This is a genomic window from Pseudazoarcus sp. NS36, assembly GCF_059703705.1.
Window position 1 is genome coordinate 144210 of sequence record NZ_BAAKJA010000004.1, and the last position, 26007, is coordinate 170216.

General features: G+C 63.6%; 22 protein-coding genes. 12 read left to right on the top strand and 10 right to left on the bottom strand.

Features of this window, described 5'->3' with window-relative positions:
* Window positions 1-16: 16 nt before the first annotated feature.
* A complete protein-coding gene (locus AC6H0R_RS07740; protein ID WP_497580782.1) occupies window positions 17-1036 on the bottom strand; it encodes a LysR family transcriptional regulator in 1020 nt (339 codons plus the stop codon).
* A gap of 498 nt (window positions 1037-1534) precedes the next feature.
* On the opposite strand from AC6H0R_RS07740, the gene AC6H0R_RS07745 reads away from it, so the two are divergent.
* The 6 genes from AC6H0R_RS07745 (at window position 1535) to AC6H0R_RS07770 (ending at window position 9393) form a co-directional block, all read left to right on the top strand.
* The gene (locus tag AC6H0R_RS07745) at window positions 1535-2758 is read left to right on the top strand and encodes an efflux RND transporter periplasmic adaptor subunit (protein WP_497580783.1); all 1224 of its coding nucleotides are present in this window, start codon (window positions 1535-1537) and stop codon (window positions 2756-2758) included.
* On the top strand, window positions 2755-5955 hold the full coding sequence (locus AC6H0R_RS07750; protein ID WP_497580784.1) for an efflux RND transporter permease subunit: 3201 nt from the start codon (window positions 2755-2757) through the stop codon (window positions 5953-5955). Before AC6H0R_RS07745 ends, AC6H0R_RS07750 begins: the two co-directional genes overlap by 4 nt.
* A 14-nt stretch (window positions 5956-5969) precedes the next feature.
* Window positions 5970-7478: an efflux transporter outer membrane subunit gene (locus tag AC6H0R_RS07755; protein WP_497580785.1), complete on the top strand. Its 1509-nt coding sequence runs from the start codon at window positions 5970-5972 to the stop codon at window positions 7476-7478.
* A gap of 114 nt (window positions 7479-7592) precedes the next feature.
* On the top strand, window positions 7593-7997 hold the full coding sequence (locus AC6H0R_RS07760; RefSeq protein ID WP_497580786.1) for a COG4315 family predicted lipoprotein: 405 nt from the start codon (window positions 7593-7595) through the stop codon (window positions 7995-7997).
* Window positions 7998-8107: 110 nt separating this feature from the next.
* Window positions 8108-8686 (top strand): sigma-70 family RNA polymerase sigma factor, encoded by a 579-nt coding sequence (locus AC6H0R_RS07765; RefSeq protein WP_497580787.1) that lies wholly within the window; start codon window positions 8108-8110, stop codon window positions 8684-8686.
* Window positions 8683-9393 (top strand): anti-sigma factor, encoded by a 711-nt coding sequence (locus AC6H0R_RS07770; RefSeq protein WP_497580788.1) that lies wholly within the window; start codon window positions 8683-8685, stop codon window positions 9391-9393. The genes AC6H0R_RS07765 and AC6H0R_RS07770 overlap by 4 nt, the downstream gene beginning before the upstream one ends.
* Window positions 9394-9454: 61 nt before the next feature.
* Here AC6H0R_RS07770 and AC6H0R_RS07775 read toward each other — a convergent pair whose 3' ends face one another.
* Window positions 9455-9988 (bottom strand): NADPH-dependent FMN reductase, encoded by a 534-nt coding sequence (locus AC6H0R_RS07775; RefSeq protein WP_497580789.1) that lies wholly within the window; start codon window positions 9986-9988, stop codon window positions 9455-9457.
* A gap of 251 nt (window positions 9989-10239) precedes the next feature.
* Between AC6H0R_RS07775 and yjjJ the strand changes: the two genes are divergently transcribed.
* The 3 genes from yjjJ (at window position 10240) to AC6H0R_RS07790 (ending at window position 14104) form a co-directional block, all read left to right on the top strand.
* Window positions 10240-11559 (top strand): type II toxin-antitoxin system HipA family toxin YjjJ, encoded by a 1320-nt coding sequence (yjjJ, locus tag AC6H0R_RS07780; protein ID WP_497580790.1) that lies wholly within the window; start codon window positions 10240-10242, stop codon window positions 11557-11559.
* A gap of 102 nt (window positions 11560-11661) precedes the next feature.
* On the top strand, window positions 11662-13356 hold the full coding sequence (locus AC6H0R_RS07785; RefSeq protein ID WP_497580791.1) for a DUF945 family protein: 1695 nt from the start codon (window positions 11662-11664) through the stop codon (window positions 13354-13356).
* Between the two features lie 142 nt (window positions 13357-13498).
* Window positions 13499-14104 carry a DUF6498-containing protein gene (locus AC6H0R_RS07790; RefSeq protein WP_497580792.1) on the top strand — a complete coding sequence of 202 codons (606 nt, stop codon included), beginning with the start codon at window positions 13499-13501 and terminating at the stop codon, window positions 14102-14104.
* Between the two features lie 59 nt (window positions 14105-14163).
* On the opposite strand, the gene AC6H0R_RS07795 is transcribed toward AC6H0R_RS07790, so the two are convergent.
* The gene (locus AC6H0R_RS07795) at window positions 14164-14583 is read right to left on the bottom strand and encodes a putative signal transducing protein (protein WP_497580793.1); all 420 of its coding nucleotides are present in this window, start codon (window positions 14581-14583) and stop codon (window positions 14164-14166) included.
* Window positions 14584-14804: 221 nt separating this feature from the next.
* On the opposite strand from AC6H0R_RS07795, the gene AC6H0R_RS07800 reads away from it, so the two are divergent.
* Window positions 14805-15731 (top strand): ketopantoate reductase family protein, encoded by a 927-nt coding sequence (locus AC6H0R_RS07800; protein ID WP_497580794.1) that lies wholly within the window; start codon window positions 14805-14807, stop codon window positions 15729-15731.
* Window positions 15732-15740: 9 nt separating this feature from the next.
* Here AC6H0R_RS07800 and AC6H0R_RS07805 read toward each other — a convergent pair whose 3' ends face one another.
* Window positions 15741-16646 (bottom strand): LysR family transcriptional regulator, encoded by a 906-nt coding sequence (locus AC6H0R_RS07805; protein ID WP_497580795.1) that lies wholly within the window; start codon window positions 16644-16646, stop codon window positions 15741-15743.
* Window positions 16647-16756: 110 nt separating this feature from the next.
* Here AC6H0R_RS07805 and AC6H0R_RS07810 point away from each other — a divergent pair, with 110 nt between their 5' ends.
* Together AC6H0R_RS07810 and AC6H0R_RS07815 are read left to right on the top strand one after the other, a co-directional pair.
* Window positions 16757-17404 (top strand): glutathione S-transferase family protein, encoded by a 648-nt coding sequence (locus tag AC6H0R_RS07810; RefSeq protein ID WP_497580796.1) that lies wholly within the window; start codon window positions 16757-16759, stop codon window positions 17402-17404.
* Window positions 17405-17416: 12 nt separating this feature from the next.
* A complete protein-coding gene (locus tag AC6H0R_RS07815) occupies window positions 17417-18415 on the top strand; it encodes a pyridoxamine 5'-phosphate oxidase family protein (protein WP_497580797.1) in 999 nt (332 codons plus the stop codon).
* Window positions 18416-18560: 145 nt separating this feature from the next.
* On the opposite strand, the gene AC6H0R_RS07820 is transcribed toward AC6H0R_RS07815, so the two are convergent.
* From AC6H0R_RS07820 to AC6H0R_RS07845, 6 genes are all read right to left on the bottom strand, one after another.
* On the bottom strand, window positions 18561-20765 hold the full coding sequence (locus tag AC6H0R_RS07820; RefSeq protein ID WP_497580798.1) for an OsmC domain/YcaO domain-containing protein: 2205 nt from the start codon (window positions 20763-20765) through the stop codon (window positions 18561-18563).
* 188 nt (window positions 20766-20953) lie between these two features.
* Window positions 20954-21823, bottom strand: a complete 870-nt coding sequence (locus AC6H0R_RS07825) for a hypothetical protein (RefSeq protein ID WP_497580799.1) — start codon at window positions 21821-21823, stop codon at window positions 20954-20956.
* A gap of 128 nt (window positions 21824-21951) precedes the next feature.
* Window positions 21952-22929, bottom strand: coding sequence for a hypothetical protein (locus tag AC6H0R_RS07830; protein ID WP_497580800.1), 978 nt, complete (start codon window positions 22927-22929; stop codon window positions 21952-21954).
* A gap of 5 nt (window positions 22930-22934) precedes the next feature.
* Window positions 22935-24035 (bottom strand): AAA family ATPase, encoded by a 1101-nt coding sequence (locus tag AC6H0R_RS07835; RefSeq protein WP_497580801.1) that lies wholly within the window; start codon window positions 24033-24035, stop codon window positions 22935-22937.
* Window positions 24025-25197 (bottom strand): GmrSD restriction endonuclease domain-containing protein, encoded by a 1173-nt coding sequence (locus AC6H0R_RS07840; RefSeq protein ID WP_497580802.1) that lies wholly within the window; start codon window positions 25195-25197, stop codon window positions 24025-24027. The genes AC6H0R_RS07835 and AC6H0R_RS07840 overlap by 11 nt, the downstream gene beginning before the upstream one ends.
* 141 nt (window positions 25198-25338) lie before the next feature.
* Entirely contained in the window at window positions 25339-25911 is a 573-nt protein-coding gene (locus AC6H0R_RS07845) for a peroxiredoxin (RefSeq protein ID WP_497580803.1), read from the bottom strand.
* Between the last annotated feature and the right edge of the window lie 96 nt (window positions 25912-26007).

Consider the following 26007-nt stretch of genomic DNA (forward strand, 5'->3'; position numbering starts at 1 on the left):
AGTCGCCGACTTCCTCTCAGAGCAGGCTCTCGGCGGTGTTCTGCTGATCGACGAAGTCGCGCACGGTGAAGCCGCCCGCGGCGGCCTTGGCGCCGGCGAAGCGGCATTCGCCGCGGTCCAGCGCCGGGCTGTTGGTCATCAGCGGACAACTGCTGAACAGCTCGCTGACCCAATCCACGAAGGCGCGCACCTTCGGCGACAGATGCCGGTTCTGCAGATACACGACCGACATCGGGAGCGGGACCGGCTTCCACTGCGAAATCACTTCCACCAGCGCGCCCGACTGAAGATGCTCCTGCACCATGAAGCTCGGCGCCTGCAGCATGCCGAAGCCCTGCAGGCCGCAGGCCAGGTAGGCGTCGCTGTCGTTCACCGCCACGGCACCGTTCATCTTCACCGCCACGGCCTTGCCGTCGATGACGAAATCCCAGTCAAAAACCTGCCCGGTGCGGGATGCGAAGTAGTGCACCGCCTTGTGGTCGGCGAGCTCGTCGATGGTCTTGGGCTCGCCATGGAGCTCGAGGTAGCGTGGCGCGGCGCAGGTAACGAACTGCAGCATGCCGATGCGTCGCGCCACCATGTTCGGATCCTTCAGCTCGCCGATGCGGATCACGCAATCCACCGCCTCCTGCACCATGTCCACCGGCCGGTCGGTCATGCCGATTACCAGGTCGATCTCCGGGTACTGCGTGTGGAAATCGCACAGCATCGGCATCAGGATCAGCCGGCCCACGGAGGTCGGGACGTCGATGCGCAAACGGCCCGACGGCCCGCGCGCGCTCTCGGAGAAGGTCGCCTCGGCTTCCTCCACGTCCGCCAGGATGCGCAGACAACGCTCGTAGTAGGCCGCGCCGTCCGGCGTCAGGCTGATCTTGCGCGTGGTTCGGTTGAGCAGACGCACCTTCAGGCGCCGCTCCAGCGCCTGAATGGTGGTTGTGACCGTGGCACGCGGCATGCCGAGGCTGTCGGCGGCCTGCGTGAAGCTGTTCACCTCGACCACCCGAGTGAACACCTGCATGGCCTGGAAGCGATCCATGGCTGAACTCCGGAAATTGTTCGTCTTGAGCGAACAGACCGTTCAATTCGGTCGAGTTCGTTCGTGAATTGCAAATATACGCCGATCAAAGTCCAGCGGGCAGCGCCTTACCGCGGCGACTCTTGATCTCGGAGCGAGCGCTGAGCGGCGAGCGCAGTGCTGTCACATACGCATGTTCTGCTGCGGCGTGTGCGGAGCAGTTGCCGCCGGGCTGCAAGGGCCTTGAATTGGCCGGAATGTCAGGGAATCGGCCGGTTTGCCTCTCGTTCCGGTCTGCTCGCTGCGGGATGCTTCACTGCCGCGCGGCGTCCCGGCGGCGTCGCCCGGAGCCCGTTCGGCGGCAGGGGCCTGGTCGGTTGTCGGTGCAGATTGTTCTCCATGGGCGAACAGTGTTACCAAATTATCGGTATTTATTTAACCAACTAAAAGACTCAACATTCGCCCCGACCCCGCCGTCATGGGCGGCGTATTCCGAATTCATTGTCAGGGATTATTGATATGTCACTCACACGCAAGCGTCTTGTCATCGCGCTTTCTGCCGCGACCATTGCGGTGATTGCCGCGGTGGGCGCCTTCCGCGTTCATGCTGTGGCCGACCCCGCGGCAGGCGCCGCACCACAGGCCACGCCGGTGGACGTGGCCACCGTGGTCCATCGCGGCATCATCGACTGGCAGGACTATTCCGGCCGGCTTGAAGCGGTCGACTACGTGGCCATCCGCCCGCAGGTGTCCGGCACCATCACCGAAGTGCATTTCCGCGACGGCAGTCTGGTCGAAGCCGGTGCGCCGCTGTTCACGATCGACCCGCGCCCCTACGAGGCGGCGGCCGAGCGTGCCGAAGCGCGCGTGACTGCCGCCGAGGCGCGTGCCGCCTATACCGCGTCCGAACTGGAGCGCAGCAAGCGCCTGATCGCCGACAACGCCATTGCGCGGCGTGACCATGACCAGCGCGTGAATGCCGCGCGTGAAGCCGCAGCCGAACTGCTGGCGGCGCGTGCCGAGCGCACTGCGGCGCGTCTGGATCTGTCGCACACGCGCATCACCGCGCCGGTGGCCGGCCGCGTGTCGCGTGCCGAAGTCACGCTGGGCAACCTGGTGTCGGCCGGTACCGGCTCGGCGCCGCTGACTACGCTGGTGTCGGTGGCCACGCTGTACGCCTCGTTCGAGGTGGACGAGCAGAGCTACCTGCAACACATCCACGGCGCGCTGGTGCGAGGCAGCCGCATTCCGGTGCTGCTTGGTCTGGCCGACGAGGAAGGCTATCCGCGCGTCGGCATCGTCGACTCCGTGGACAACCGCCTCGACCCGGCCTCCGGCACCATCCGCGTGCGTGCCGTGTTCGACAACGCCGACGGCATGCTGCTGCCCGGCCTGTACGCCCGCGTGCGTCTGGGCGGCGCCGAGGAGCGCATTGCCACGCTGGTGGATGAACGCGCCATCGGCACCGACCAGAACAAGCGCTTCGTGCTGGTCGTCGATACCGAAGGCCGCGTGCATTACCGCGAGGTTCAGCCTGGTCCGGTCATTGACGGCCTGCGCGTGATCGAAAGCGGTCTGCAAGAGGGCGAGCGCATCGTCGTCAATGGCCTGCACCGCGTGCGCCCTGGCGCGCTGGTGGCGCCGCAGGATGTGCCGATGGGCGGCTCGGCCGCCGCGCCGGCCGAGCCGAAGTCGACCACCGGCAAGGTGGCCGGCTCGGATGAAGGGCGCATCCGCACATGAACATCTCCAAATTCTTCATCGACCGCCCGATCTTCGCGGGCGTGCTGTCGATCCTGATCGTGCTGGCCGGCGCGATCTCGATGTTCCAGCTGCCGATCTCCGAGTACCCCGAAGTCGTGCCGCCGTCGGTCGTGGTGCGTGCCCAGTTCCCCGGCGCCAACCCCAAGGTCATCGCTGAAACTGTCGCCGCGCCGCTCGAAGAGTCGATCAACGGCGTCGAGAACATGCTGTACATGCAGTCGCAGGCCAACAGCGACGGCAACCTGGCCGTGACCGTGCACTTCAACCTCGGCATGGACCCGGACAAGGCCCAGCAGCTGGTGCAAAACCGCGTTGCGCAGGCCATGCCGCGCCTGCCTGAAGACGTCCAGCGTCTCGGTGTGACCACGGCCAAGAGTTCGCCCACCATGACCATGGTGGTGCACCTCACCTCGCCGGACGACCGTTATGACATGACCTATCTGCGCAACTACGCGGTCATCAACGTCAAGGATCGTCTGGCGCGGCTGGAAGGCGTGGGCGAGGTGCGTCTGTTCGGTTCGGGCGACTACGCCATGCGCGTGTGGCTGGACCCGACCAAGGTCGCCCAGCGCGAGCTGACGGCGAGTGATGTGGTGGCGGCCATTCGCGAGCAGAACGTGCAGGTCGCGGCCGGTGTCATCGGTGCGTCGCCGACCGGCATCGACGTGCCGCTGCAGCTGTCCGTCAACACCCGCGGCCGTTTGCAGACCGAGGAAGAGTTTGCCGAGATCATCCTCAAGACCGCGCCGAACGGCGCCGTCACGCGCCTGGGCGACGTCGCCCGCATCGAGCTGGCGGCTTCCGAATACGGTCTGCGCTCACTGCTCGACAACAAGCCGGCAGTCGCCATCCCGATCTTCCAGACGCCCGACGCCAACGCGCTGGATGTGTCCGACCGCGTCCGTCAGACCATGGACGCGCTGGCACGCGATTTCCCGTCGTCCATCGAATACCGCATCGTCTACGACCCCACGCAGTTCGTGCGCGCCAGCATCAAGGCCGTCATCCTGACGCTGCTCGAAGCCGTGGCGCTGGTGGTGCTGGTCGTCATCATCTTCCTGCAGACCTGGCGCGCGTCGATCATCCCGCTGCTGGCGGTACCGGTGTCTATCATCGGCACCTTCTCGCTGATGCACATGTTCGGCTACTCGATCAACGCGCTGTCGCTGTTCGGCATGGTGCTGGCCATCGGCATCGTGGTGGATGACGCCATCGTCGTGGTCGAGAACGTCGAGCGCAACATCGAGGCCGGGCTCAGTCCGCGCGACGCCACCTACCGCGCCATGCGCGAAGTCAGCGGGCCGATCATCGCGATCAGTCTGACGCTGGTCGCGGTGTTCGTGCCGCTGGCCTTCATGACCGGCCTCACCGGCCAGTTCTACAAGCAGTTCGCGATGACCATCGCGATCTCCACGGTGATCTCGGCCTTCAACTCGCTGACCCTGTCGCCGGCGCTGTCCGCCATGCTGCTGCGCGGTCACGATGCGCCGCCCGATGCACTGACGCGCGGCATGAACCGCGTCTTCGGCGGCTTCTTCGCGCGCTTCAACCGTTTCTTCGGGCGTGCTTCCGAGAGCTATGGTCGCGGCGTCACCAGTGTCATCGCACGCAAGGGCCGCAGCATGGTGGTGTATGTGCTGTTGCTGGGCGCGACCGCCGGTCTGGCCTACATCCTGCCGGGCGGCTTCGTGCCGGCGCAGGACAAGCAATACCTGATCGGCTTCGCGCAACTGCCGCCGGGCGCTTCGCTGGAGCGTACCGACGCGGTCATTCGCCAGATGGGCGACATCACGCTCAAGCATCCTGGCGTGGAAAGCGCCGTGGCCTTCCCCGGCCTGTCGATCAACGGCTTCACCAACAGCTCCAGCGCCGGCATCGTGTTCGCCACGCTCAAGCCGTTCTCCGAGCGCAAGGGTGAGGGCATGTCGGCCAATGAGATTGCCGGGGCGCTCAATGCGCAGTACGCCGGCATCCAGGAGGCTTTCATCGCCGTGTTCCCGCCGCCGCCGGTGATGGGGCTGGGCACCATGGGCGGCTTCAAGCTGCAGATCCAGGACCGCGGCGCGCTCGGCTATGCCGAACTCGAAGCGGCCACGCAGGCCTTCCTCGCCGCCGCGCAGAAGGCACCGGAACTGGGGCCGATGTTCACCAACTACCAGGTGAACGTGCCGCAGCTCGACGTCGATCTGGACCGCGTCAAGGCGCGTCAGCTCGGCGTGCCGGTGACCGAGGTGTTCGACACCATGCAGGTCTATCTGGGCTCGCTGTACGTGAACGACTTCAACCGCTTCGGCCGTGTGTATCAGGTGCGTGCCCAGGCGGATGCCGAGTTCCGTGACCGGCCGGAAGACATCGGCCAGCTCAAGACCCGCAACGCCAATGGCGACATGGTGCCGTTGTCGTCGCTGGTGCGCGTCACGCCGGGCTTCGGGCCGGAGATGGTGGTGCGCTACAACGGCTACAACTCGGCCGACATCAACGGCGGGCCGGCACCGGGCTATTCGTCCAGCCAGGCCGAAGCCGCGGCCGAGCGTATTGCCAACGAGACCTTGCCGCGCGGTATCCGCTTTGAATGGACGGACCTCACTTACCAGAAGATCCTCGCCGGCAACGCGGGCATCTGGGTCTTCCCGTTGTCGGTGCTGCTGGTCTTCCTGGTGCTTGCCGCGCAGTACGAGAGCCTGCGCCTGCCGCTGGCGGTGATCCTGATCGTGCCGATGGGCATCCTCGCCGCGCTCGCCGGGGTGTGGGCCACCGGCGGAGACAACAACCTGTTCACGCAGATCGGTCTGATGGTGCTGGTGGGGCTGGCGTGCAAGAACGCCATCCTGATTGTCGAGTTCGCCCGCGAGCTGGAGATGCAGGGCATGAAGCCGATTCCCGCCGCCATTGAGGCCAGCCGCCTGCGTCTGCGTCCGATCCTGATGACGTCCATCGCTTTCATCATGGGTGTGGTGCCGCTGGTGCTGTCGTCCGGCGCAGGCTCGGAGATGCGTCAGGCCATGGGCATCGCGGTGTTCTTCGGCATGATCGGCGTGACCTTCTTCGGCCTATTCCTCACGCCGGTGTTCTACGCCCTGTTGCGCACGCTGGCCGGCGCCCGTCCGCTGCATTCGGCCGCGCCGCACGAGGCTCCGCTGACCGTGCCGCACGTTGCGCCGAACTCCGCGAATTGAAAGGAATCCGCATGATGATGTTTGAATCCCGGCTCCCCCTGGTGTTCGCCAGCGTGCTGGTGCTCGCCGGCTGCTCGCTGGCGCCGAAGTACGAAGTGCCCGCAGTTGCCACGCCCACCGCCTTCCGCCACGCCGAACCGCTGGCGGCCGGCGAGGCCGGCAAGTGGAAAACCGCCGAGCCGGCCGAAGCCGCCGCGCGCGGCGAGTGGTGGAAGGTCTTTGATGACCCGGTGCTCGACGCCCTGCAAGCCGCCGCGCTTGACGCCAACCAGGATCTGCGCGCCGCCGCGGCCCGTCTGCAGCAGTCGCGTGCCGTGCAGCGCACTGCGCGGGCCGACCGTTTCCCCACGGTGGATGGCGGTTTCGGCCCGACGCGTCAGCGTCCGTCGCCGGCCTCGCAAGGCCTGCCGGAGGATGCCGACACCGACCCGAGCACGCTGTGGCGCGCCCAGCTCGGCCTGTCGTATGAGATCGACGTGTTCGGTCGCGTAGCCAACAGCGTGTCCGCCGCCAGTGCCAGCCTGCAACGTGACGAGGCGTTGTTCCGCTCGGTGTTGCTGGCGCTGCAGGCCGACGTCGCGCACACCTATTTCCAGCTGCGCGAACTCGACGCCGAGCAGGCCATCTTTGCCAACACCGTGGCGTTGCGCGCCGAAGGCCTGCGCCTGATGGAGCGCCGCTTTGCCGAGGGTTTCATCGGCGAGCTGGACGTGGCGCGCAGCCGCACCGAGCTGGCCACGGCGCAGTCCGAGTCGCTCGGCGTGCAGCGTCAGCGCGCGGTTGCCGAGCACGCGCTGGCCTTGTTGCTTGGCCTCAGTCCGGCGGATTTCCGCTTCGCGCCGCAGCCGCTGCAGCGCATCACCGTCAGCGTGCCGGCCGGTCTGCCGTCGGAGCTGCTGGAGCGCCGCCCGGACATCGCCGCGGCCGAGCGCGCCATGGCCGCCGCAAATGCCCGCATTGGCGTCGCGCGTGCGGCCTTCTTCCCGAGCCTGACGCTGACCGGTGCCGCCGGTTTCGAATCGGGCGAGCTGGGCGACCTGTTCCAGTGGAGCAGCCGTACCTTCCTGCTCGGTCCGGTGGCCGGCACCTTGCTGTCGTTGCCGATCTTCGACGGCGGCCGTCGCCGCGCCGGGGTGGATCGTGCCTGGGCGGTGTGGGAAGAGGACGTCGCGCTCTACCGCCAGACCGTGCTCAACGCCTTCCGCGAAGTCGAAGACGGCCTCGCCGGCCTGCGCATCCTGAGTGAGCAAACCCGTGCGCAGGACACCGCCGTGGCCGCCGCCGACCGCGCCGTGGAGTTGTCGCGCGTGCAATACCGCGAAGGCGCGGTGAGCTACCTCGACGTCATCGAGGCCGACCGCAGCGCGCTGACGCAGCAACGCGCCCGCGTGCGTCTGGATGCCGAACGCGCCCGCACTGTGGTGTCGCTGATCCGCGCCTTGGGCGGCGGCTGGAATGCACCGCGCACTGCGAGCGTCGAGGCCGGCACTACCCTCACGGCCTCGGTCACCGACGCGCGCTGACGCGAATTTCAGGGGGCGGCAAAAATATTTTGCTGCCCCCTGTCTCCAATCGCGGTTCCCCTTCGTATATGTCTTCGAGCGTGTGCTCGTATTCGACATTCCAAGGAGAACATCATGAAACTCAAGACCCTCGCTGCCGTTGCCATGCTGTGCGCTACCCCGTTCGCGTTTGCGCAGTCCGTCACCCAGAGCAACGGCATGATGGCCGACGCCAATGGCCGTACCCTCTACATCTTCGACAAGGACAGCGCCGACCAGAGCAACTGCTACGACGGTTGCGCCGCCGTGTGGCCGCCGTTCATGGCCAAGGAAGGTGCCACCGCCAAGGAAGGCTTCAGCATCGTGACGCGCAAGGACGGCGGCAAGCAGTGGGCCTACAAGTCCATGCCGCTGTACTACTACACGCCGGACACCGCGCCGGGCGATGCCAAGGGTGACGGCCAGGGCGGCGTGTGGCACGTCGTGAGCATGGGCAAGGCCGCTGCTGCTTCCAAGAGCAGCTCGAGCTACGGCTACTGATTGCTGACGGTCGCCGGGGGTGACGAATGCATTCCCCGGCGATCCGCGGCTTGACGTATGCATGTGCGCACGTCACATTCGGGCCTCGCGTAGCGGAGCCCGAATACCCGATGTCCCGATCTTCTGACGCCCCCGACCTGCAGCTCTTGCTGTCGCGGGTTTCCCTTGGCGACCGCCAGGCCTTTCGTGAGCTGTATGACGTCTGCGCGCCGACGCTGCTTGGCGTGGCCCTGCGCCTGCTGCGCCGTCGCGAACAGGCCGAAGACGTATTGCAGGACGCCTTTGTTTCCGTCTGGCATCGCGCCGCAAGCTATTCGCCGCATGCCAGCCAGCCCATGACGTGGCTGACTGCCATTGTGCGCAACCGCGCGCTCGATCTGCTGCGCGGGCGTGACCGCGATGCCGTGGAAGACGGCTCCAGCGGTGATGCGGACGAACGCCTCGCCGGCCTTGAAGACGACAAGCCCGGCCCGCTCAATCTGCTCGAACAGGCTGCGGATACCTTGCACATCCGCGGCTGCCTGGACGCCATCGACGGTCCGCAGCGCCAGTGCCTGGCGCTGGCCTATTACCACGGGCTGTCGCACTCCGAACTGGCCGGTCACCTTGGCGCGCCGCTGGGCAGCGTCAAGGTCTGGTTGCGGCGCGGCATCGATCGCCTGCGCCGTTGCCTGGAGGCGCTGGCATGAACTACGACAAGCCCGAACTCCTCGACAAGCTCGCCGCCGCATACGTGTTCGGCACGCTGAGCAGCCGTGCGCGCCGCCGTTTCACGCGCCTGCGCCGTACGCTGCCGGCCGCCGATGCCGCGGTACTGGCCTGGGAAGCGCGCACCGGCGCGCTCGCGCAAGTGGTTGAGCCGGTCGCGCCCTCGCCGCAGTTGTGGCAGGGCATTGAACGCCGCCTCGACGGCGCCAGGCCTTCCGCACAGCGCTCGCGCCGCTGGTGGCAGCCGGCCTTCGGTTTTGCCTTTGGCGTGTTCGCCGTGGTCGCAACGCTGCGCCTGTATCCGCCGGGCATCGACGCTGTGCTGCCGCCGCAGGCTGAAGTGCCCACCAAGGGCTACGTCGGCATCCTGCTCGATGAGGCCGGCGTTCCCACCGTGCTGGCCAGTTCTTCGCGCCATGGCCGCCACATGTTTGTCAGCGTCAAGCGGCCGGTTGCCGTGCCGGATGGCAAGGTGCTGCAGCTGTGGGCTCTGCCGGACAATGCTGCGGCCTTCCCGCTGGGCACCGTGCAGCCCGAAGGCCAGACCGTGTTCGAGATGGACGGCACGTCCGAAGAGCTGCTGGCCAAGGTCACGCGTCTGGCCGTGTCCATCGAGGACGCGCCGTCTGCCGCGGGCGACACGCCTTCCGACTTCGTCGTCGAGGGGCATTGCGTCAAGCTCTGGTAACGGCCCCGACTGCCATGCTCCCAAGGCGCGTGCCACGCAGGCACTTGCCTTGGGCGACCCACTAAGATTTTTCGGCCACGCGAGCGGCCAGTGCCTGCATCTGTTTGGCGATGAGGCTGATGAGCTTTTCGTCGGTCAGGTTGCCCTGGTCGTCAAAGGCCTTGAACGCATTGGAAAACACTTCGGGCTTGTTCAGCGCGCGCATGTCCAGGGCCACGCACACCTGCCGCAGGTGATATTGCGAACGCGAGGTGCCCATGCCGCCGCCGGCGCCCATGATGGCGACCGGCTTGCCGGCCAGCAGGGCGTTGTCCGGTACGCGTGAGGCCCAGTCGATGATGTTCTTCAGCGCCGGCGCCAAGGAGTAGTTGTACTCCGGGCAGCCGAACACCAGCGCATCGGCCGCTTCCATCTGCGCCAGCACGCGTTCTACCGCAGCCGGCTTCTGCGGTTCGTCCTGAACGTAGAACGGGATGTCGCTCAGCTCGGCGATCTCCATCGTCACGCCGTCCGGCAGATTGGCCGCTGCCGCGCGCAGCAGGCCCTTGTTGGTGGATGTCGGGCGAAGACTTCCTGCAATGCCGAGAAACTTCATGTGCCTGGTCCTCCGTGATGAGTTGTACGGGCGAGCCGCGCGCCTTGATGCTCCGGGCGTGCGCCCACACGAGCCTACATTCTGCGCCCGTCGAGTGCCGCTTGTGATTACGGGGTGTTGCGGGTCGGGCCAGAAAAACCTCTTCCTGGAAACGTCTGGCGGTTTCTCCGCATCCATTTCGCGCTTCCAATTTTCTTGAGTTACTATTCACAAACTTATTCACATCGTTATTCACAAGGCTATTCACGGCCATGTCTGTACACGCGGATGCTCTTCGTCTTGCTCTTGGCAGGGGACCGTTGACGGCACGCCAACTCGTCGACCGGCTGGGTCTCAGCCAGCCGACGGTTTCGCGTGCCCTTGCGGCGCTGGCGGACGAGGTCGTGCGCATCGTCGAGGGGCGCGGTGTTCGTTATGCGCTGCGTGATTCGGGTCGGGGCCTGGGCGACATTCCGGTCTATCGCGTGCGTATCGATGGCGCATTGCAGCGTCTGGGCGTGTTGATTGCGGTGCGTGCGCAGGGCTTTGTCATGCGGCAGGAGAATGGTGAAACCCTGCACAGTGAAGGCTTGCCGTGGTGGTTGTGCGATATGCGCCCCCAGGGATTTCTGGGTCGGGCCTATGCGGAACATCATGCGGTCGCGCTGGGCTTGCCGACACGGCTCAATGAATGGTCGGACACCCATATCCTGCGTGCTCTGGTGGCGTACGGGCACGACGTGGTCGGCAACATCCTGCTTGGCGACATCGCACGCGAGCAATTCATCGAGGCCCCGACGCCGGTAGCGGTGGAGCAAGCCCGTTACCCGGAGTTGGCAGCCGCTGCGGAGCGTGGCGACGTGCCGGGCTCGTCGGCCGGCGGCGAGCAGCCAAAGTTCGTGGCGTATGCCGGTCGGCATTTGCTGGTGAAGTTCACGGCAGCCGGCGCCAACCCGGTCACCCGGCGTTGGCGCGATCTGTTGGCGGCGGAGCATCTTGCGGCTGAGGTACTGCGCGAGGCAGCCATCGAGGCGGTGGTGTCGCGGCTGATCGACCTGGACGGCCGACGTTTTCTGGAGGTCGAGCGCTTCGACCGTGTCGGCGAGCGCGGTCGGCGCGCCCTGCACTCGCTCATGGCCGTCGAAGCCGAATTCGTCGGGGGCGGCAGTGCGCCGTGGCCCGTACTGACGGCCCGGCTTGCGGAGCAGGGCACCATCACGTCCGAGGCCGTTGCCGGCGCGGCGCTGCTGTATGCGTTCGGTACGCTCATCGGCAACACCGACATGCACAACGGCAATCTGTCGTTCGTGGCCGAGCACGGCCGTCCGTATTCGCTTGCGCCGGCCTATGACATGTTGCCTATGGCGCTTGCGCCGCGCAGTGGAGGCGGGCTGCCTGACCACGTGCCCGCCGCGCGTCTGCCCCCGGAAGTCCCTGCCGAAGTCTGGCGCCGAGCCGGTACGCTGGCGGGCGCATGGCTGGATCGCATGCGCGCAGATCCGCGCTTTTCTGCCGACTGGCGCACGCAGTGTCTGCCAGCCCTGGCGCGTCACCTGGACGACACGCGCGAGAAGGTTGCCCGTTTGGGATGATGCCCTTCCCAGCCGGCGCGTGTGGCCGCACAATCCCAATGTTCTGAATCGCCAGCTGGACTTGCTTGCCGGCGTGTTGCCTCTCACCCCTCGGAGTTTTCAATGAAGAATGTTCTGCGCATCGCCACGGCCCTGGCCGTGCTGGTGGTGGTGTACGTCCTGGCGGCGTTCGTGATCGGGCGCGTGATCGTGTCCGAGACCGAACGTTTCTCCGAAGCGCTTGCGCAGCAGGAAGGCGTGACCGTGAACCGCCTCGACTACGAGGCGCGCTTGTTCGACGGCGTGCTGCGTTATGACTTCGACTACATCCCGCCGGCCGACAGCATGCTGGCCATGGCGGAGTGGGGCGGCGTGCGCAATGCGCGTGGCGAAGTGGTGGTGCGTCACGGACCGTGGGTGGGCAACGGCATTGCTCTCGCCGCGGGCGATGGTCGTGCCGAGGTGCCGGTCGCGCTGCGTGCCGCACTTCCGGGGCTGGACGCCGACAAGTCCCTGCTCGACGTGAAGCTGCGGGTTCACTTCGACCGCTCGGTGCGCGCCGACTTTGCGTGGCTGGAGCACGAAGGCCCGCTGGTACTCAACGACGGCCTGGATACACGCGGCACGGCGCGCCTCAAGGGCGCCAACGGCTGGGCACAGTTCGACTCCTCGTTGAGCTGGCTCGATTTCAACTACGGCGTGGAAGCGGCCTTGATCGAGACCGCCGCGCCGGTGGAAGAGGCCGCACGTCTGGCCTTCAACGGCCTGCGCCTGCAGGGCGAACTGGAACGCGTTGGCGTGGACTGGACCGGCACCTTCAATACCGGGCTGGACGGCTTCGAGTTCTCGAGCCACGACGGTGTCCTGCGCGCCGAGCATCTGCTGGCTGATGCCCTGCTCGACCTCGTCACCACCGCCGAGGGACCGCGCCCGAGCCTGAAAGGCAACATGACGCTGCGCTCCTTCAACGTGGAGACCATGGGCGAACGCCCGGCCAGCCTGCGCGTCGGCAACGTGCGCGCCGAAGCGGATCTGCTCGAAGACTGGCCGCAGTTGTGGAGCGGCACCTCCAGCCTGCACGCCAGCAACATCGACACCATCAGCGAAGCCGTGAACGTACGCACCGACTTCGTGAGCCTCGATTCCGACACCACCCGTCGCGGCCCGCTGCTTGATCAGACCATCACCATCAAGCTGGGCCCCATGCTGTGGGGGCAGACCCAGCTGGGTGGCGGCCGTCTGGTGACGTCGATCAAGGGCATGGATGGCCCTTCGCTGAGTCGGCTCGTCGAGCTTGCCGGGCTCAACGCCAAGGTGCCGCCGCAGGCTACGGATCAGGACGTGCAGCAGGCCCTGATGATGGCCGCCGACGCCACCTTCGTCGGCACCCCCGTGCTGTCCATCGACCACGCTGGTCTGAGCGTGCTGCAGGAAGACGACATCCGCAGCAATCTGGAACTGTCGCTCACCGTGCCCGCCATCTCGCCGGTCAACTGGCTTGAACTGCCCGAGCGCCTGAAAGTGCAGGGCGGCCTCACAGCGCGGCTGGATGCGGTCAAGCAGCTGTTCCATCTGGCTGCTGAAGCCGAGCACAAGGGTCATGGTCTCGACCCCGCAGCCGTGAGCGACATCGGCGACGCGCGCTACGCCGAATGGTTGGCCGGCATGCGCGAGCTGCCCTATGTCACGGTCACCGATGACAGCATCACGTCGGATGTCGGTTTCACCGGCGACGTGCTCACCTTCAACGGCCAGCAGGTCGACCCCATGCTGTTGCTGCTGATGCTGGCCATGTTCGGCGAAGCGCTCGGCACCTGAGCCACACGCGGCCTTGCGCCGCACAGCACACCAGCGCCGGCTTCCGAAATGGAGCCGGCGCTTTTTCATGCGGCCGGGCAACAGCCCGACGTCATGCCATCGCACTACAATGCCCGCATCGACCAGCGCAGAGCCGCTCCACATGAGCCCGTCCGCCCGCAACTTGATCCTCGCCAATGCCGCCACGCTCGCGCTGGCCATCGCCTTCGGTTGGGATGTCGGCTGGCTGATGTGGCCGTACTGGATCCAGAGCGTCATCGTCGGCTTCTACGCCCGGCGGCGCATGCTGTCGCTAGACGCGTTCAGCACCGAAGGCTTCACCTCCAACGGCCGCCGCGTGCCGGAAGACGAAGCCGGCAAGCGCTCCACCGCGCGCTTCTTCGTCCTGCACTACGGCATCTTCCACCTGGCCTATCTCGGCTTCCTGCTCGTGCAGCATGCGGTCACCGCACCGCTGGAAATCATCGCGTTGCTCGGCTGCGGCCTGTCCTTCGTGCTGTCGCAGCGCGAAACCTTCGCCGCCCAGCACGCTGCCGATCTGCAGGGCCGGCCCAACCTCGGGGCGCTGATGTTCCTGCCCTATCTGCGCGTGCTGCCCATGCACTTGGGCATCATCCTGGCCGGTTCGCTGGGCGGTGGCGTGGTCATGCTGATGGTATTCGCGCTGCTCAAGACCTTGTCCGATCTCGGGCTGGATTACGCGGATCGGCGCATGGCGGCGAAGGTGAATGTGGGTACGCTGCAATAGCGCGAGTCGTTTCGGTGGGATTGCCGTTCAGCGCAAGAAATCAAGACAGGCTTGGTCGGCTACCCACGCCACTTTGTGCCACATGCCTTGCACGTGTGGCGGTCTCGCCGGACCGGAAAGATCACGCTGATTGCGCCAAGGGTCAGCAGCGCTATGGCGAGCATGCCGAGCGGCATGCGGCTGCTGAACTCCTTTGAGTGACATTGCGGGCACTGCGCGTCTTCCAGATCGGGAAACGCTTCCTTCAGGTCAGCCTCAAACTCGCCCGAAGCGTGGGCCTGCAGAATGCTGCGGGCGTTCTCGGCGTCGCTCGATGCCACTTGAATCCGCACACCGCCCAGCGCATGAGAGAGCGTCCAGTTCGCCCACACGTGGTGCTCATTCACTACGAAAGCCGGAATGCCCTCTGCCTCCAGGCGCCCCTTGGCAAGATGGGCCTCGATGGGGCCGGTGCAGGTCTCAACGGTAACGAGTGCCATGGCGGTCTGTTATGCCGAACGCAAAGTCTTGCGGCGAGTATAGAGCCAAGCGCCCGGTCAGCTTCCTCCGCGTTGCCGCGCCTGCCAAGTCCGACCACGATCGGCGGCTGAATCCCGGCAAGGGCGGCGACAGCATGATTCAGCCCAGCACGCGCCACGCCCACCACAATGCTCTGCAATGAACGCGCGCCACCCTGGCGCGGCGATGGCGGATATCACACATGAAAACCCTGATTCTCGGCGCCGGCGGCATCGGCGGGTACTACGGCGCACGCCTGATCCAGTCCGGCGTGGAGGTCGATTTTCTCGTGCGTCCGGCGCGGGCGGAGCTGCTGCGCCGCAATGGTCTGGTGGTGAAAAGCCCGCTGGGTGATGCGCATTGCCCGGTCAACGCCGTCACCTCGGTCAGTGCCACGCCCGGCGCGTACGGCCTGGTCATGCTCTCGTGCAAGGCTTACGACCTGGACGCCGCGATGGACGCCATCGCCCCAGCGGTGGAGGGTGGTGCGATGGTGTTGCCGCTACTCAACGGCATGGCGCATATGGATCGGCTCGACGCGCGCTTCGGCCGCTCGGCCGTGATGGGCGGCGTGGCGCACATCTCCACCACGCTGGCGCCGGACGGCAGCATCCACCACCTCAACAAGCTGCAGCGCATCTTTGCCGGCCCGCGCGATGCGGCGCTGGCGGATGAAGTCCATGCGCGCCTGCAGGGGCTGGCCGGCTGCGGCATTGCCTTCACCGAATCGCCAGACATCGAAGCCCGCATGTGGGACAAGTGGGTTTTCCTCGCCACGCTCGCAGCCGCCACCACATCCTTGCGCGCCAGCATCGGCACCATTCTCGAAACCGCACACGGCAAGGCTACGGTGCTGGGCCTGCTGGAAGAGTGTCTGGCGGTCGCCGCCACCATCGGTCATCGGCCGGAAGCCGAGCAACTCGAAACCTACCGCAACACGCTCACGGAAAGCGGCTCGCCGCTCAAGGCCTCGATGCTGCGTGATCTGGAGGGCGGCGGCCGCACCGAGGCCGAGCACGTCATCGGCGACATGGTGCGGCGTGCAGAAGCGAGTGATGTGGCCGTGCCGCTGCTGCGCTTCGCGCTCACGCATCTGCAGGCGTATGAACTGCAGCGGGAGCAGGGCTGAGCGCCATGCTCAACGGGCAGAGCCGCCGTGGTTCTGCTCGCGCAGCTCCTGCGTGATCCAGTCGATGAAAGCACGCGTGCGCGCCGGCAGCAGCCGCGCATGCGGATACACCACATGTACCGGCAAGGGCGGCAGTTCAAAGTCTTCCAGCAGGGCCTGCAGTTCGCCGCACGCGAGCGCATCCGCAACCTGATACGAGACGAACATGCCCGGCCCCTGGCCAGCCATGCAGGCGTCGATTGCCGGGGCGATCTGGTTGAATTCGAGTCGGCCTGATGCCGGCACAGAGAACGTCTTTCCGCCCTCGGCGAAATGCCACCACGACGTGGTGCTGCGCGTGAAGCACACGCACGAATGCTTGAGCAGATCGCGCGGATGCGTGGGCGTACCGTGGCGGCGCAAATAGTCGGGCGACGCCACCACGATACGGCGCAAATGGCCCACTTCCCGCCCGACGAGCGACTGGTCTTCCAGCACCCCGATGCGCACACCGACATCAATGTGCTCGTCGAGCAGGTTCACCACCCGGTCGTGCAACTGCAGGCTGACCCGCATCTTCTCGAACTGCTGCACAAAGCGCGTCACTGCCGGCGCCACGTGCAGCGTGCCGAACATCACCGGAGCGGTGACCGTGATCGAACCGCTGGGCTCGACCGCACCGCTCACCAGCAGGGTTTCCACGTCCGCGATGTCGGCCAGGATGCGCCGGCCGTTCTCCACGTATTGCCGGCCCTCGTCGGTCATCCACAGGCGGCGCGTCGTGCGGTTGAACAGGCGCACGCCCAGCTGCGCCTCCAGTGCGGCCAGCGTGCGCACCACGGCAGGCAGCGACAGGTCGAGCTGTTCGGCCGCGGCGGTCAGGCTGCCGCCGTCGGCAATCGCCACGGCAATCTGCATGGCCTTGAGCTTGTCCATCCGCGTACTCCCGCGATTCATCCACTATTCGCAAGAGTTTAGTGATTTTCAGTCATTTATTTGCGTGCACGGATCGAAAAGAATGGGCCACCTCAACCAGGGAGCACACCATGATCGCCTCGACCTCCAACCCCGATTACCCCACTCCGGCCCTCACGCTGCACGGCTTCGCCTTGTCCGGCCACGCCCACCGCGTGGAGCTGTTCCTGTCGCTGCTCGGCCTGCCGTATGAACGCGTGGATGTCGACCTTCGCGGCGGCGCCCAGAAGCGGCCGGAGTTCCTCACGATGAATGCCTTCGGCCAAGTGCCGGTGCTGCAAGACGGCCCGCTCGTCATCGCCGACGCAAATGCCATCCTCGTTTATCTCGCGCGCAAGTACGGCGCCGGCCAGGCCATCGACTGGCTGCCCGAGGCGCCGCAGGCCATGGCCGAAGTGCAGCGCTGGCTGTCGGTTGCGGCGGGCTTGCTCGCCTTCGGCCCGGCGCGTGCGCGCGCCAAAGTGCTGTTCAACGCCCCGGTGGATGCAGACGATGCGATCAACCGTGCCGGGCAACTGCTGGCCGTGATGGACGGCGAACTGGCCCGCCGCCCGTGGCTGGCGGGTGACGCGCCCACGCTCGCGGACATCGCCAACTACACCTACGTTGCCCGTGCGCCGGACGGCCACGTGTCGCTGCAACCCTACCCCAACGTGCGCGCATGGCTGGCACGCATCGAAGCGCTGCCGGGCTTCGTGCCGATGCGCGGCGCTGCCTGAGGCGGGGCTGCGATGAGCACGCTACCGGACACCACCCCATCCGCTGGCCTCGCCCGAGGCTTTCACGCCGGTGAAGTCGCGGTGCAGACCCGCGCGGGCGCGGCCGCCAAAATGGCCGAGCTGGGCCCGCGCCTCATTCGCGACCACATGCCCGACCAGCACCGCGAACTCTTCGCGCAACTGCCGTTCATGCTCGCGGGCGGGCTGGATGCAGCGCGTCAGCCCTGGGCCGCGCTGCTTGCCGGCCCTCCCGGCTTTGTCGATACGCCGGACGCGCAGACCCTGCGCATTGCCGCGCAGCCCACGCCGCAAGACGCGCTGGCCGGTGCATTCACCCGTGGCGCGCCGGTTGGTCTGCTCGGTTTGCAGGCGCACACCCGCCGCCGCAACCGGGTGAACGGCGTCGTCTCGCAGGGGAGCGAAGCGGGTTTTGCCATTCAGGTGCTGGAGAGCTTCGGCAACTGCCCCAAGTACATCCAGGCGCGCGAGGCACACCACGTCGAGCTGCCGCATCAGCCGGCCAAGGCCGTTGAGACCGCAAGGCTGGATGCCGAGGGCCGCCGTATCGTGGCTGGTGCCGATACCTTCTTCATCGCCACCGCCCACCCCGACGCTAGCACGGATGCCTCCATTGCCTACGGAGTGGACGTCTCGCACCGTGGCGGCAAGCCCGGCTTCGTCCGCATCTCGCTGGATTCCGACGCCGATCTGCTGACCATTCCCGATTTCACCGGCAACACCTTCTTCAACACGCTGGGCAACATTGCGCTCAACCCGCGTGTCGGCCTGCTGTTTGTGGATTTCGACGGTGGTCAGCTGCTGCAGATCGCCGGCACCGCCACCATCGACCACGACAGCCCGGAGCTTGCGCACTACGCCGGGGCCTTGCGCCTCCTGCGTGTCCGCATCCATGCCGTGCGTCGGCTCACTGGCGCCATGCCGTTGCGCTGGAGTGCGCCGGCTGAGTTGTCACCGCATCTGGTGGCTACGGGAGAGTGGTCGGTTGTTTAAGGGTTGATGTGCGAGAGGTAAGGCGGCAGCAGGTAGCTGTCATTGCGAGCGTAATGAAGCAATCTCAGGTGTTCGCCCGCTTGATACGCCGTGGGATTGCTTCGTCGCTGCGCTTCGCGCAATGACAGCTTGCTGAGCGCGAAACTCAGCCCGCCATACCGGCCACCTTCGCGCGCGCCGCGTGCAGCTTCTTGTAGCTGTCGATGCGGCGCTTGTGGCGGTCCAGGCCTTCCAGCTTCATGCTGGTCGGCGTCAGGCCGAAGAAGCGCACGCTGCCGTCCACCGAGCCCATGGCGGCGTCCATCTTCTCGTCGCCGAACATGCGGCGGAAGTTGGCTTCAAAGTCGGCCAGTTCCAGCTCGTCGTCCAGCACCACTTCGAGCACCACGTTGAGCGCCTGGTAAAACAGCCCGCGTTCCACCGTGTTCTCGTTGTACTGCAGGTAGGCTTCCACCAGATCCTTGGCTTCTTCGAGCTGCCGCAGCGCGAGGTGCACGAGCAGCTTCAGCTCCAGAATCGTCAGCTGGCCCCACGCCGTGTTCTCGTCAAAGTCGATGCCGATCAGCGTGATGATGTCCGTGTAGTCGTCCAGCTCAGCCTCTTCCAGCCGCGCCAGCAGCGCTTCGAGTTGGGCGTCGTCCAGGCGATGCAGGTTGAGGATGTCTTCGCGGAAGAGCAGCGCCTTGTTGGTGTTGTCCCAGATCAGGTCTTCCACCGGATACACCTCGGAGTAGCCCGGCACCAGAATGCGGCAGGCCGTGGCGCCCAGGGTGTCATACACCGCCATGTACACCTCGTGGCCCAGGCCTTCGAGAATGCCCAGCAGCGTGGCGGCTTCCTGCGCGTTGGATTCCTCACCGTGGCCGGAGAAATCCCATTCCACAAATTCGTGATCCGCCTTCGCGCTGAAAAAGCGCCACGACACCACGCCGCTGGAATCGATGAAGTGCTCGACGAAGTTGTTGGGCTCCGTCACCGCGTTGCTCTCGAAGGTCGGCCGCGGTAGATCGTTCAGGCCCTCGAAGCTGCGGCCCTGCAGCAGCTCGGTGAGGCTGCGCTCCAGCGCCACTTCCAGGCTGGGGTGCGCGCCGAAAGACGCAAACACGCCGCCCGTGCGCGGGTTCATCAGCGTCACGCACATCACCGGGTATTGCCCGCCCAGCGACGCATCCTTCACCAGCACCGGAAAGCCCTGCTTCTCCAGCGCGTCGATGCCTGCCTGGATGCTCGGGTACTTGGCCAGCACCTCGGCCGGCACGTCCGGCAGCGCAATTTCGCCCTCCAGAATCTCGCGCTTCACCGCCCGCTCGAAAATCTCGGAGAGGCACTGCACCTGCGCCTCGGCCAGCGTGTTGCCGGCGCTCATGCCGTTGCTCAGGTACAGGTTGTCGATCAGGTTGGTGGGGAAGTAGACCACCTCGCCGTCGCGCTGGCGCACATACGGCAGCGCGCAGATGCCACGCGCCACGTTGCCCGAGTTGGTGTCGTACAGGTGCGAGCCGCGCAGCTCGCCATCGGGGTCGAATACGCTCAGGCAGTGTTCATCCAGCAAATCGTCCGGCAGCGCATCGTCCGCGCTCGGCGCAAACCAGCGCTCCTCCGGGTAATGCACGAAGGCCGCGTTGGCAATCTCCTCGCCCCAGTACTGGTCGTTGTAGAAGTGGTTGCAGTTGGCCCGCTCGATGAACTCGCCCAGGGCGGAGGCCAGCGCGCTCTCCTTGGTCGCGCCCTTGCCGTTGGTGAAGCACATCGGCGAGTGCGCATCGCGAATGTGCAGCGACCACACGTTGGGCACGATGTTGCGCCAAGATGCAATCTCGATCTTCATGCCCAGCGCCGCCAGGTTGGCCGACATGTTGGCAATGGTCTGCTCCAGCGGCAGATCCTTGCCGGCAATGAAGGTGCTCGCATCCGTATCCGGCGTGAGTGTGAGCAGCGCCTGCGCATCGGCGTCGAGGTTTTCCACCTCTTCGATGATGAAGTCCGGCCCCACCTGCACCGCCCGCTTCACCGTGCACCGGTCGATGGACCGCAGAATGCCCACGCGATCCTTCTCCGACACATCCGCCGGCAGCTCCACCTGAATCTTGATGGTCTGCTTGTAGCGGTTCTCGGGGTCGACGATGTTGTTCTGCGACAGGCGAATGTGCTCGGTCGGGATGTCGCGCGCATCGCAGTACAGCTTCACGAAGTACGCCGCACACAGCGCCGACGACGCCAGAAAGTAGTCAAACGGCCCCGGCGCCGAGCCGTCGCCCTTGTAGCGGATGGGCTGGTCGGCGATGACCGTGAAGTCGTCGAACTTGGCTTCGAGGCGAAGCTTGTCGAGGAAGTTGACCTTGATTTCCATGCGGGGGAGTCCGGAGAGGCGGGTGGGGCGAAGGGGGCCATTATCCGGGTTTTGGGCGTGTCGCCAGACTGATCTGACATGACCGCCGCACCGTGGGGGTCAGCGGCGCAGGGCGCGGCTCGCCGAAACAGGCATCAACTCAAGATGTGAAAGGCGCCTCAGCCCTGTTCTAAACCCGGTCTGCACCGCTAAAACCACCACTTGTAGCGACGCTTGTTTTCCCGGTGCAGAGATATATCGTCATCGAACCGTGCCCTATTCGGACCTTGTCCGAATATCCCGACATAGATGGAGAATGCTCCCAATGCAGCTACCAATGCCGACATAGCGAACTCAGAGTGAATATGCGGCAGCGCGGCGAGCAAAAGAACCAATCCGCAGCCGACGCACGTGATGCGACGAAACCATACCCATGCGCTGGCAAAAACACGCTCGGCAATACTCGGCGGCAATGAGCGATTACGGGTATCGAAATACAACGGAATGCCAAGCAAAGCGGCTGCGATAGCGGTGGCGACAACAGTAGAGGTCGATACGCCGGAAAGGAAGAACAGAGTGGCGGCGAGCCCTCCTATGCACACGAAATAGACGATGGCAGGAATGCTCCGGCGTCTCCCTGCATCTGGTGCGGGCCGCGCACTTAGCGATCTTGTGCCCGAGCGGACCTTGCTCTTCACCCGGAATGTAATAAGGCGCTGAATTGCCTCTGCCATCTGAGAAGGACTGTTGTTATGTGCAGGGGGTTGCGGGAAGACGAACTGAAAGTCCACGCGGCCATCCTTCACGAAATCGCGGAGTGGCCCAATTGGAGCGACGTAGAACGCATTCTCTGCACCCGGTGCGTGGAAGGTCGAACACACGCGAAACAGCGGAAGGCATCCCGAGAAGCCAAATACGCAACTATGGCTCGATGAAAACTGGAGAAATTGCAACCTCGTAAGCTCAGCGACAAACTCCTCTGCCGTCATGGAGTCAGGGACGTCGATGTTGATCGACGTTGGTGGGCCGGCTTGATCGTCGGCAGCGCATACGACTTCTCGGGTAACGGTAATATTCATGAGCCAGGGGGCCGGGGCGAGGTCTTGAAGATCGACGGCATGTTAGAAGCCTTGAATTGCAAGATTTGGCTGCTTGGTTTCGTTGTTCCTCGGTATAAATTCAAGACCTGACCCCGAGTGCTGCATAGTCAGTGTGGAAAGCGCACAGTTGGCAAATGATCACCAATATATCCAATGATGAAAGAGCGGGCGTTGCGATCTTCGATGAAGTGGATGCGGTGCCTGTCGGAGAAGGAAACATGGTTCTCGAATACGGCAGTACCTCCCCCGGGAGTATTGAATACTCGCTTGCTGCGGTACTCAGGTCTTGTCATGGTAGTTTCGCTTTCGCGGCGCCAGCTGAAGCGATAGTCAGGAGTTGCGGAGTCCGATTGTTCCCAAGATTTCGCTGTTTCATTCATCTTGGCTAATTTATGAAGTGCATTCTCTAAGTAATGCGCTTCGATTTGGTCGACTTGCTCGTCCACGTCAGGTGAGAACTGCAGGTGCGGGAACAGCGTTGTTTTTGCTGCCCTAAACTCCGCGGCTGTTCTTACGCAGTTGAAGTGTCGGTCACGGCTGAGATCTGCAAGGATCGCGCAGTGTGTTGTCCGGCTTAGATGATCAACCGTTGCTTTGTGTAGGACCGAGGTTTCACTACATACATAGACGTCGAGTTGATGAGCATCCCATGTCGGATCGGTTGGTACGCTCGCAACGATGTCCCCTGTATAAATTGCGAATCCAGCAGCAATGCAGTCCGGGCCATTCTCGGTTGCGGCTCGGTACGAGTAACTCATCAGGGCCGCGTCGTGCTCTTCGATTAATTGCAATCCATTTTCAATCGGAACTTTAGAGTCAAGGGTCAATAAGAAACGACGCGTGTCGTAATCTATCCTGGGATTATCCAGCCAGTCTTCTGCTGCCCATATATCACCCGTCTGCGTCGGTATGCTGGCGTTTTGCAGGCAGCATTGTGACCTGACTACGGAGCGGGCGACTCTGTCGTCAATAATTCCAGCTAATGCTAAGAGGAATTCCTCAAATGCAGCCTGCGCAGCCGCGAGATCAGCGACGGGGCAATGAGATAGTGAAATTTCATTAAATACAATATCAGGAATCCGCATTTGCATTAATCTCTTGGGCGTCGGACAAGGGCTGCGAGAGTGCGGTCATGCTCGTCGAAGAATCCGTCAGGCCAATAGGATAGTCGACCGTTGGCATCGATCTCCGGTGTCTGGATACGGGACGTCACGCCGTCGCGTACGAAGTAGTGAAACGCCACGTCCTCCGGTGTAAGTTCTTGCCGTTTCACGGCCGTGCGCAAGCCATTCATGATGTGGTCACTGTGCGTTTCTACTACGACCTGCACTTCTCGACTGACTAACGCAATTAAACGGGCTAATTGGGCTTGGCCCCGTGGGTGGAGGTGGGCTTCAGGGTTTTCAAGAAGTAGTACCGTGCCGGGTTCGGCGGAAAGCAGAGCCACAACAATAGGAAGGGAGTAAGTCAGGCCGAATCCAACATGGGTTGGGCGGTAGTGGCGTGAGGCGACATCGCCTCTGCGTTCAAAGCCAAAACCGGCTACCGAAATGCCTGCATCCCGCAACGGCTTAACATCTAGTCGTACCCCTGGACTGAGTTCCCCGAGCCACGCCTGAACCTGATGAATGAGCCCTATCCCTTTTGCTGCGGGATGTCTCGCCTCAATGTTTTGAACGGGGTTATCACCGTGGTCGATCAAATGCCTGATCGCGTATTCGCCAAAAACGCCTAGTCCTTCAATCTTTTCCGAATCCTCGTACGGATACGTAAGCCGCGGCCCCCAGCGCTCAGCGCTGAGATACGACAACCGCAGCTCAGAGAGAGTGGCCAAGTCTGTCCGGTCAAACACGTCGTCTGTGAGGAGTCGATGCGTTTCACTATTATAGCGAAAGCGCCAATAATGCTTCCGAGTGACCGTCTCGCAGGCAAAAGTAATCACGTCTGTTGACGCAAATTCATGCAGCAAGTCACGTCCGCTGCCCTGCGAAACGTAGTCACCGTTTGGAAATAGCTCCACGTAATCGGTGTTCGGGTCGCGCTGATAGGCGATTTGCTTCAGAAGGAGTAAGGCCTGAAGAATTGAGCTTTTTCCAGAGCTGTTTAATCCGGATAATAGTGTTACAGGGCGAAATAGCACATCGACGACGTCAAATCCCTTAAAGTTTTCAAGATGTAGGTTATTCAGCATCAACGACCTCATGGATGAGTTTTTCGATGATGTTAAACCTGCGTCTCACGTTGGAGACGGTGCCGGTCGCGGTTGAAATTGATGCTACAAAATCGAAATCATTTACGAATATGCTGGAATACCGCTTCATGAGGAAATGTCGTCGCTCGGCCAGGCAGTCTATCTCTTCCTGTGATAGGTTTGAGAGATGGACGGCCCATACTTCGAATAATGCTTTGTTAATCGGGCTCAGCCGATAATGAGAGCTGTAGTATTTACGGAAAGCCCACTTTCCAAAAATTAGCGCGGCCGCGTTCATTGCCTTTATGAATCGCCGATTTAATGAAAAAATTTCATCGTCTGTCCAAGTGTTTAGCTGATCCATGGTTTGAATCAGTAGCGCATCTAGATCTCCGGATGTGTACCGTTCAGGAGGGTTAATGAAGAAAGCGCAAAATCGAAGTACACATTCTCGATCAGCCATGCGCTCATCTTTAATACTGTTCCGGGTTGCCCCCTTGAACTGATCTGATTCGGCGAGCTCCTTAAGTAGTGTGGTCGCGGCACCCTGCTTGATCGCATGCCTTATCTCTTGGGCGGACAATGGGAGGCCGCCGGTGTTGATTCGCTTAAAAATATTGAACATCACCGCCGATGGAGTTCCGGGCTGAATGATGTGGAAAGTAATTTCGGACTCTTTGATCCGTCTCTGCATTTGGCGGTTTAGATCGCTAAATCGGTTGCCGTTGAGGTCATGCAGAAACTCGAGACCGCTTAGCACCAATTTCTCGTCGTGAACGAACTCTTTAAGTGTCGTGATGCGTTGCAGGCCATCAACTACTGACCATCGATCATCATGGTCCGAGGCTACATAGAATACGGGCAGAGGAATGCGAAGGAGTAAGGATTCGATAAGACGCGACTTCCTTGTTTGATCCCATATCCCCGCGCGCCGTTGGAAGTCGGGCATCAAATCGATTTCCTCGTCTCCACCCCGTACGCGTGCCATGATGAGATCAACAGTCATGGGTTTGGTCTTGACGTCGATCTTCTCGGGGTCGAACGGCTCCTTGATTTCAGGAGCATCGGCAATTCCTTGCTCAACCTCGATACCAGACCCTTGCTGATCGGAGGTTAATTCCTCCAGTAAGATAGGCTGCTGAATATCGTCGTCGTTGTGCATAATCACCAAGCCTATACCTCGTAGATAAAGCAAAATTTGATACCGCGCTAAGTGCCTAGCGCGTGTCGTTGAGAAGCATCCTAATCCAAGCAGGCGTCAATCGAAAACCTGACTTGGTTGCCTCCAGTCGGCGCTGATTACTTATCTCTCAGAACTCATGGCTAACCTCAACCACCCCACCGTCTCTTCCCCACTCCGATCCGGCGGAAACACCGGATAAAACACCTTCACGATTTTCCCGCCATCGATCACCAGCGTCAGCCGCTTGTATAGCTCGACGCCTTCCACCTCAAACGCCGGCAACCCCAACGCCGCCTTCAGTTTCAAGCCCTCATCCGACAGCAACTGAAACGGCAGATGCAGCCGCTCGCGGGCTTCTTGCTGGTAGTCGGTGGGTTGCGTGCTGAGGCCGAATACGCCGGTGTTGAGTGCCTGGAGTTCGGCGTAGTGGTCGCGGAAGCTGCACGACTGCGGGGTGCAGCCGCGGGCGCCGGGGATTTGGTTCCAGCCGTCGGGCAATGCGCGGTCGGGGCGGCCGGTCATGGGGTAGATGTAGATCACGTGCCGGCCGGGGAGGCGGGCGAGGTTCACCTGCGTGCCGTCGGTGGCGGGCAGGGTGAGGTCGGGCATTGCCATGCCGGTGAGGTGCGCGGCGGCGCCGTCGTCTTGCGGCACGGGCAGGTCGTCGGGCAGGGTGGTGAGGCCGCTGGTCATGTCACGCTCCGCGCAGTCAGGCCTCAACCTTAGCGCAGGTTTCAAAATGCGCAAGTCATGCCTTGCACGTGACAGTGACATGGTGCCGGTTTATGC

Bases quoted from the DNA above. Each gene is read 5' to 3' on its own strand.
- AC6H0R_RS07740 (WP_497580782.1), bottom strand. From the start codon at position 1,036: ATGGATCGCTTCCAGGCCATGCAGGTGTTCACTCGGGTGGTCGAGGTG.
- AC6H0R_RS07745 (WP_497580783.1), top strand. From the start codon at position 1,535: ATGTCACTCACACGCAAGCGTCTTGTCATCGCGCTTTCTGCCGCGACC.
- AC6H0R_RS07750 (WP_497580784.1), top strand. From the start codon at position 2,755: ATGAACATCTCCAAATTCTTCATCGACCGCCCGATCTTCGCGGGCGTG.
- AC6H0R_RS07755 (WP_497580785.1), top strand. From the start codon at position 5,970: ATGATGTTTGAATCCCGGCTCCCCCTGGTGTTCGCCAGCGTGCTGGTG.
- AC6H0R_RS07760 (WP_497580786.1), top strand. From the start codon at position 7,593: ATGAAACTCAAGACCCTCGCTGCCGTTGCCATGCTGTGCGCTACCCCG.
- AC6H0R_RS07765 (WP_497580787.1), top strand. From the start codon at position 8,108: ATGTCCCGATCTTCTGACGCCCCCGACCTGCAGCTCTTGCTGTCGCGG.
- AC6H0R_RS07770 (WP_497580788.1), top strand. From the start codon at position 8,683: ATGAACTACGACAAGCCCGAACTCCTCGACAAGCTCGCCGCCGCATAC.
- AC6H0R_RS07775 (WP_497580789.1), bottom strand. From the start codon at position 9,988: ATGAAGTTTCTCGGCATTGCAGGAAGTCTTCGCCCGACATCCACCAAC.
- yjjJ (WP_497580790.1), top strand. From the start codon at position 10,240: ATGTCTGTACACGCGGATGCTCTTCGTCTTGCTCTTGGCAGGGGACCG.
- AC6H0R_RS07785 (WP_497580791.1), top strand. From the start codon at position 11,662: ATGAAGAATGTTCTGCGCATCGCCACGGCCCTGGCCGTGCTGGTGGTG.
- AC6H0R_RS07790 (WP_497580792.1), top strand. From the start codon at position 13,499: ATGAGCCCGTCCGCCCGCAACTTGATCCTCGCCAATGCCGCCACGCTC.
- AC6H0R_RS07795 (WP_497580793.1), bottom strand. From the start codon at position 14,583: ATGGCACTCGTTACCGTTGAGACCTGCACCGGCCCCATCGAGGCCCAT.
- AC6H0R_RS07800 (WP_497580794.1), top strand. From the start codon at position 14,805: ATGAAAACCCTGATTCTCGGCGCCGGCGGCATCGGCGGGTACTACGGC.
- AC6H0R_RS07805 (WP_497580795.1), bottom strand. From the start codon at position 16,646: ATGGACAAGCTCAAGGCCATGCAGATTGCCGTGGCGATTGCCGACGGC.
- AC6H0R_RS07810 (WP_497580796.1), top strand. From the start codon at position 16,757: ATGATCGCCTCGACCTCCAACCCCGATTACCCCACTCCGGCCCTCACG.
- AC6H0R_RS07815 (WP_497580797.1), top strand. From the start codon at position 17,417: ATGAGCACGCTACCGGACACCACCCCATCCGCTGGCCTCGCCCGAGGC.
- AC6H0R_RS07820 (WP_497580798.1), bottom strand. From the start codon at position 20,765: ATGGAAATCAAGGTCAACTTCCTCGACAAGCTTCGCCTCGAAGCCAAG.
- AC6H0R_RS07825 (WP_497580799.1), bottom strand. From the start codon at position 21,823: ATGAATATTACCGTTACCCGAGAAGTCGTATGCGCTGCCGACGATCAA.
- AC6H0R_RS07830 (WP_497580800.1), bottom strand. From the start codon at position 22,929: ATGCGGATTCCTGATATTGTATTTAATGAAATTTCACTATCTCATTGC.
- AC6H0R_RS07835 (WP_497580801.1), bottom strand. From the start codon at position 24,035: ATGCTGAATAACCTACATCTTGAAAACTTTAAGGGATTTGACGTCGTC.
- AC6H0R_RS07840 (WP_497580802.1), bottom strand. From the start codon at position 25,197: ATGCACAACGACGACGATATTCAGCAGCCTATCTTACTGGAGGAATTA.
- AC6H0R_RS07845 (WP_497580803.1), bottom strand. From the start codon at position 25,911: ATGACCAGCGGCCTCACCACCCTGCCCGACGACCTGCCCGTGCCGCAA.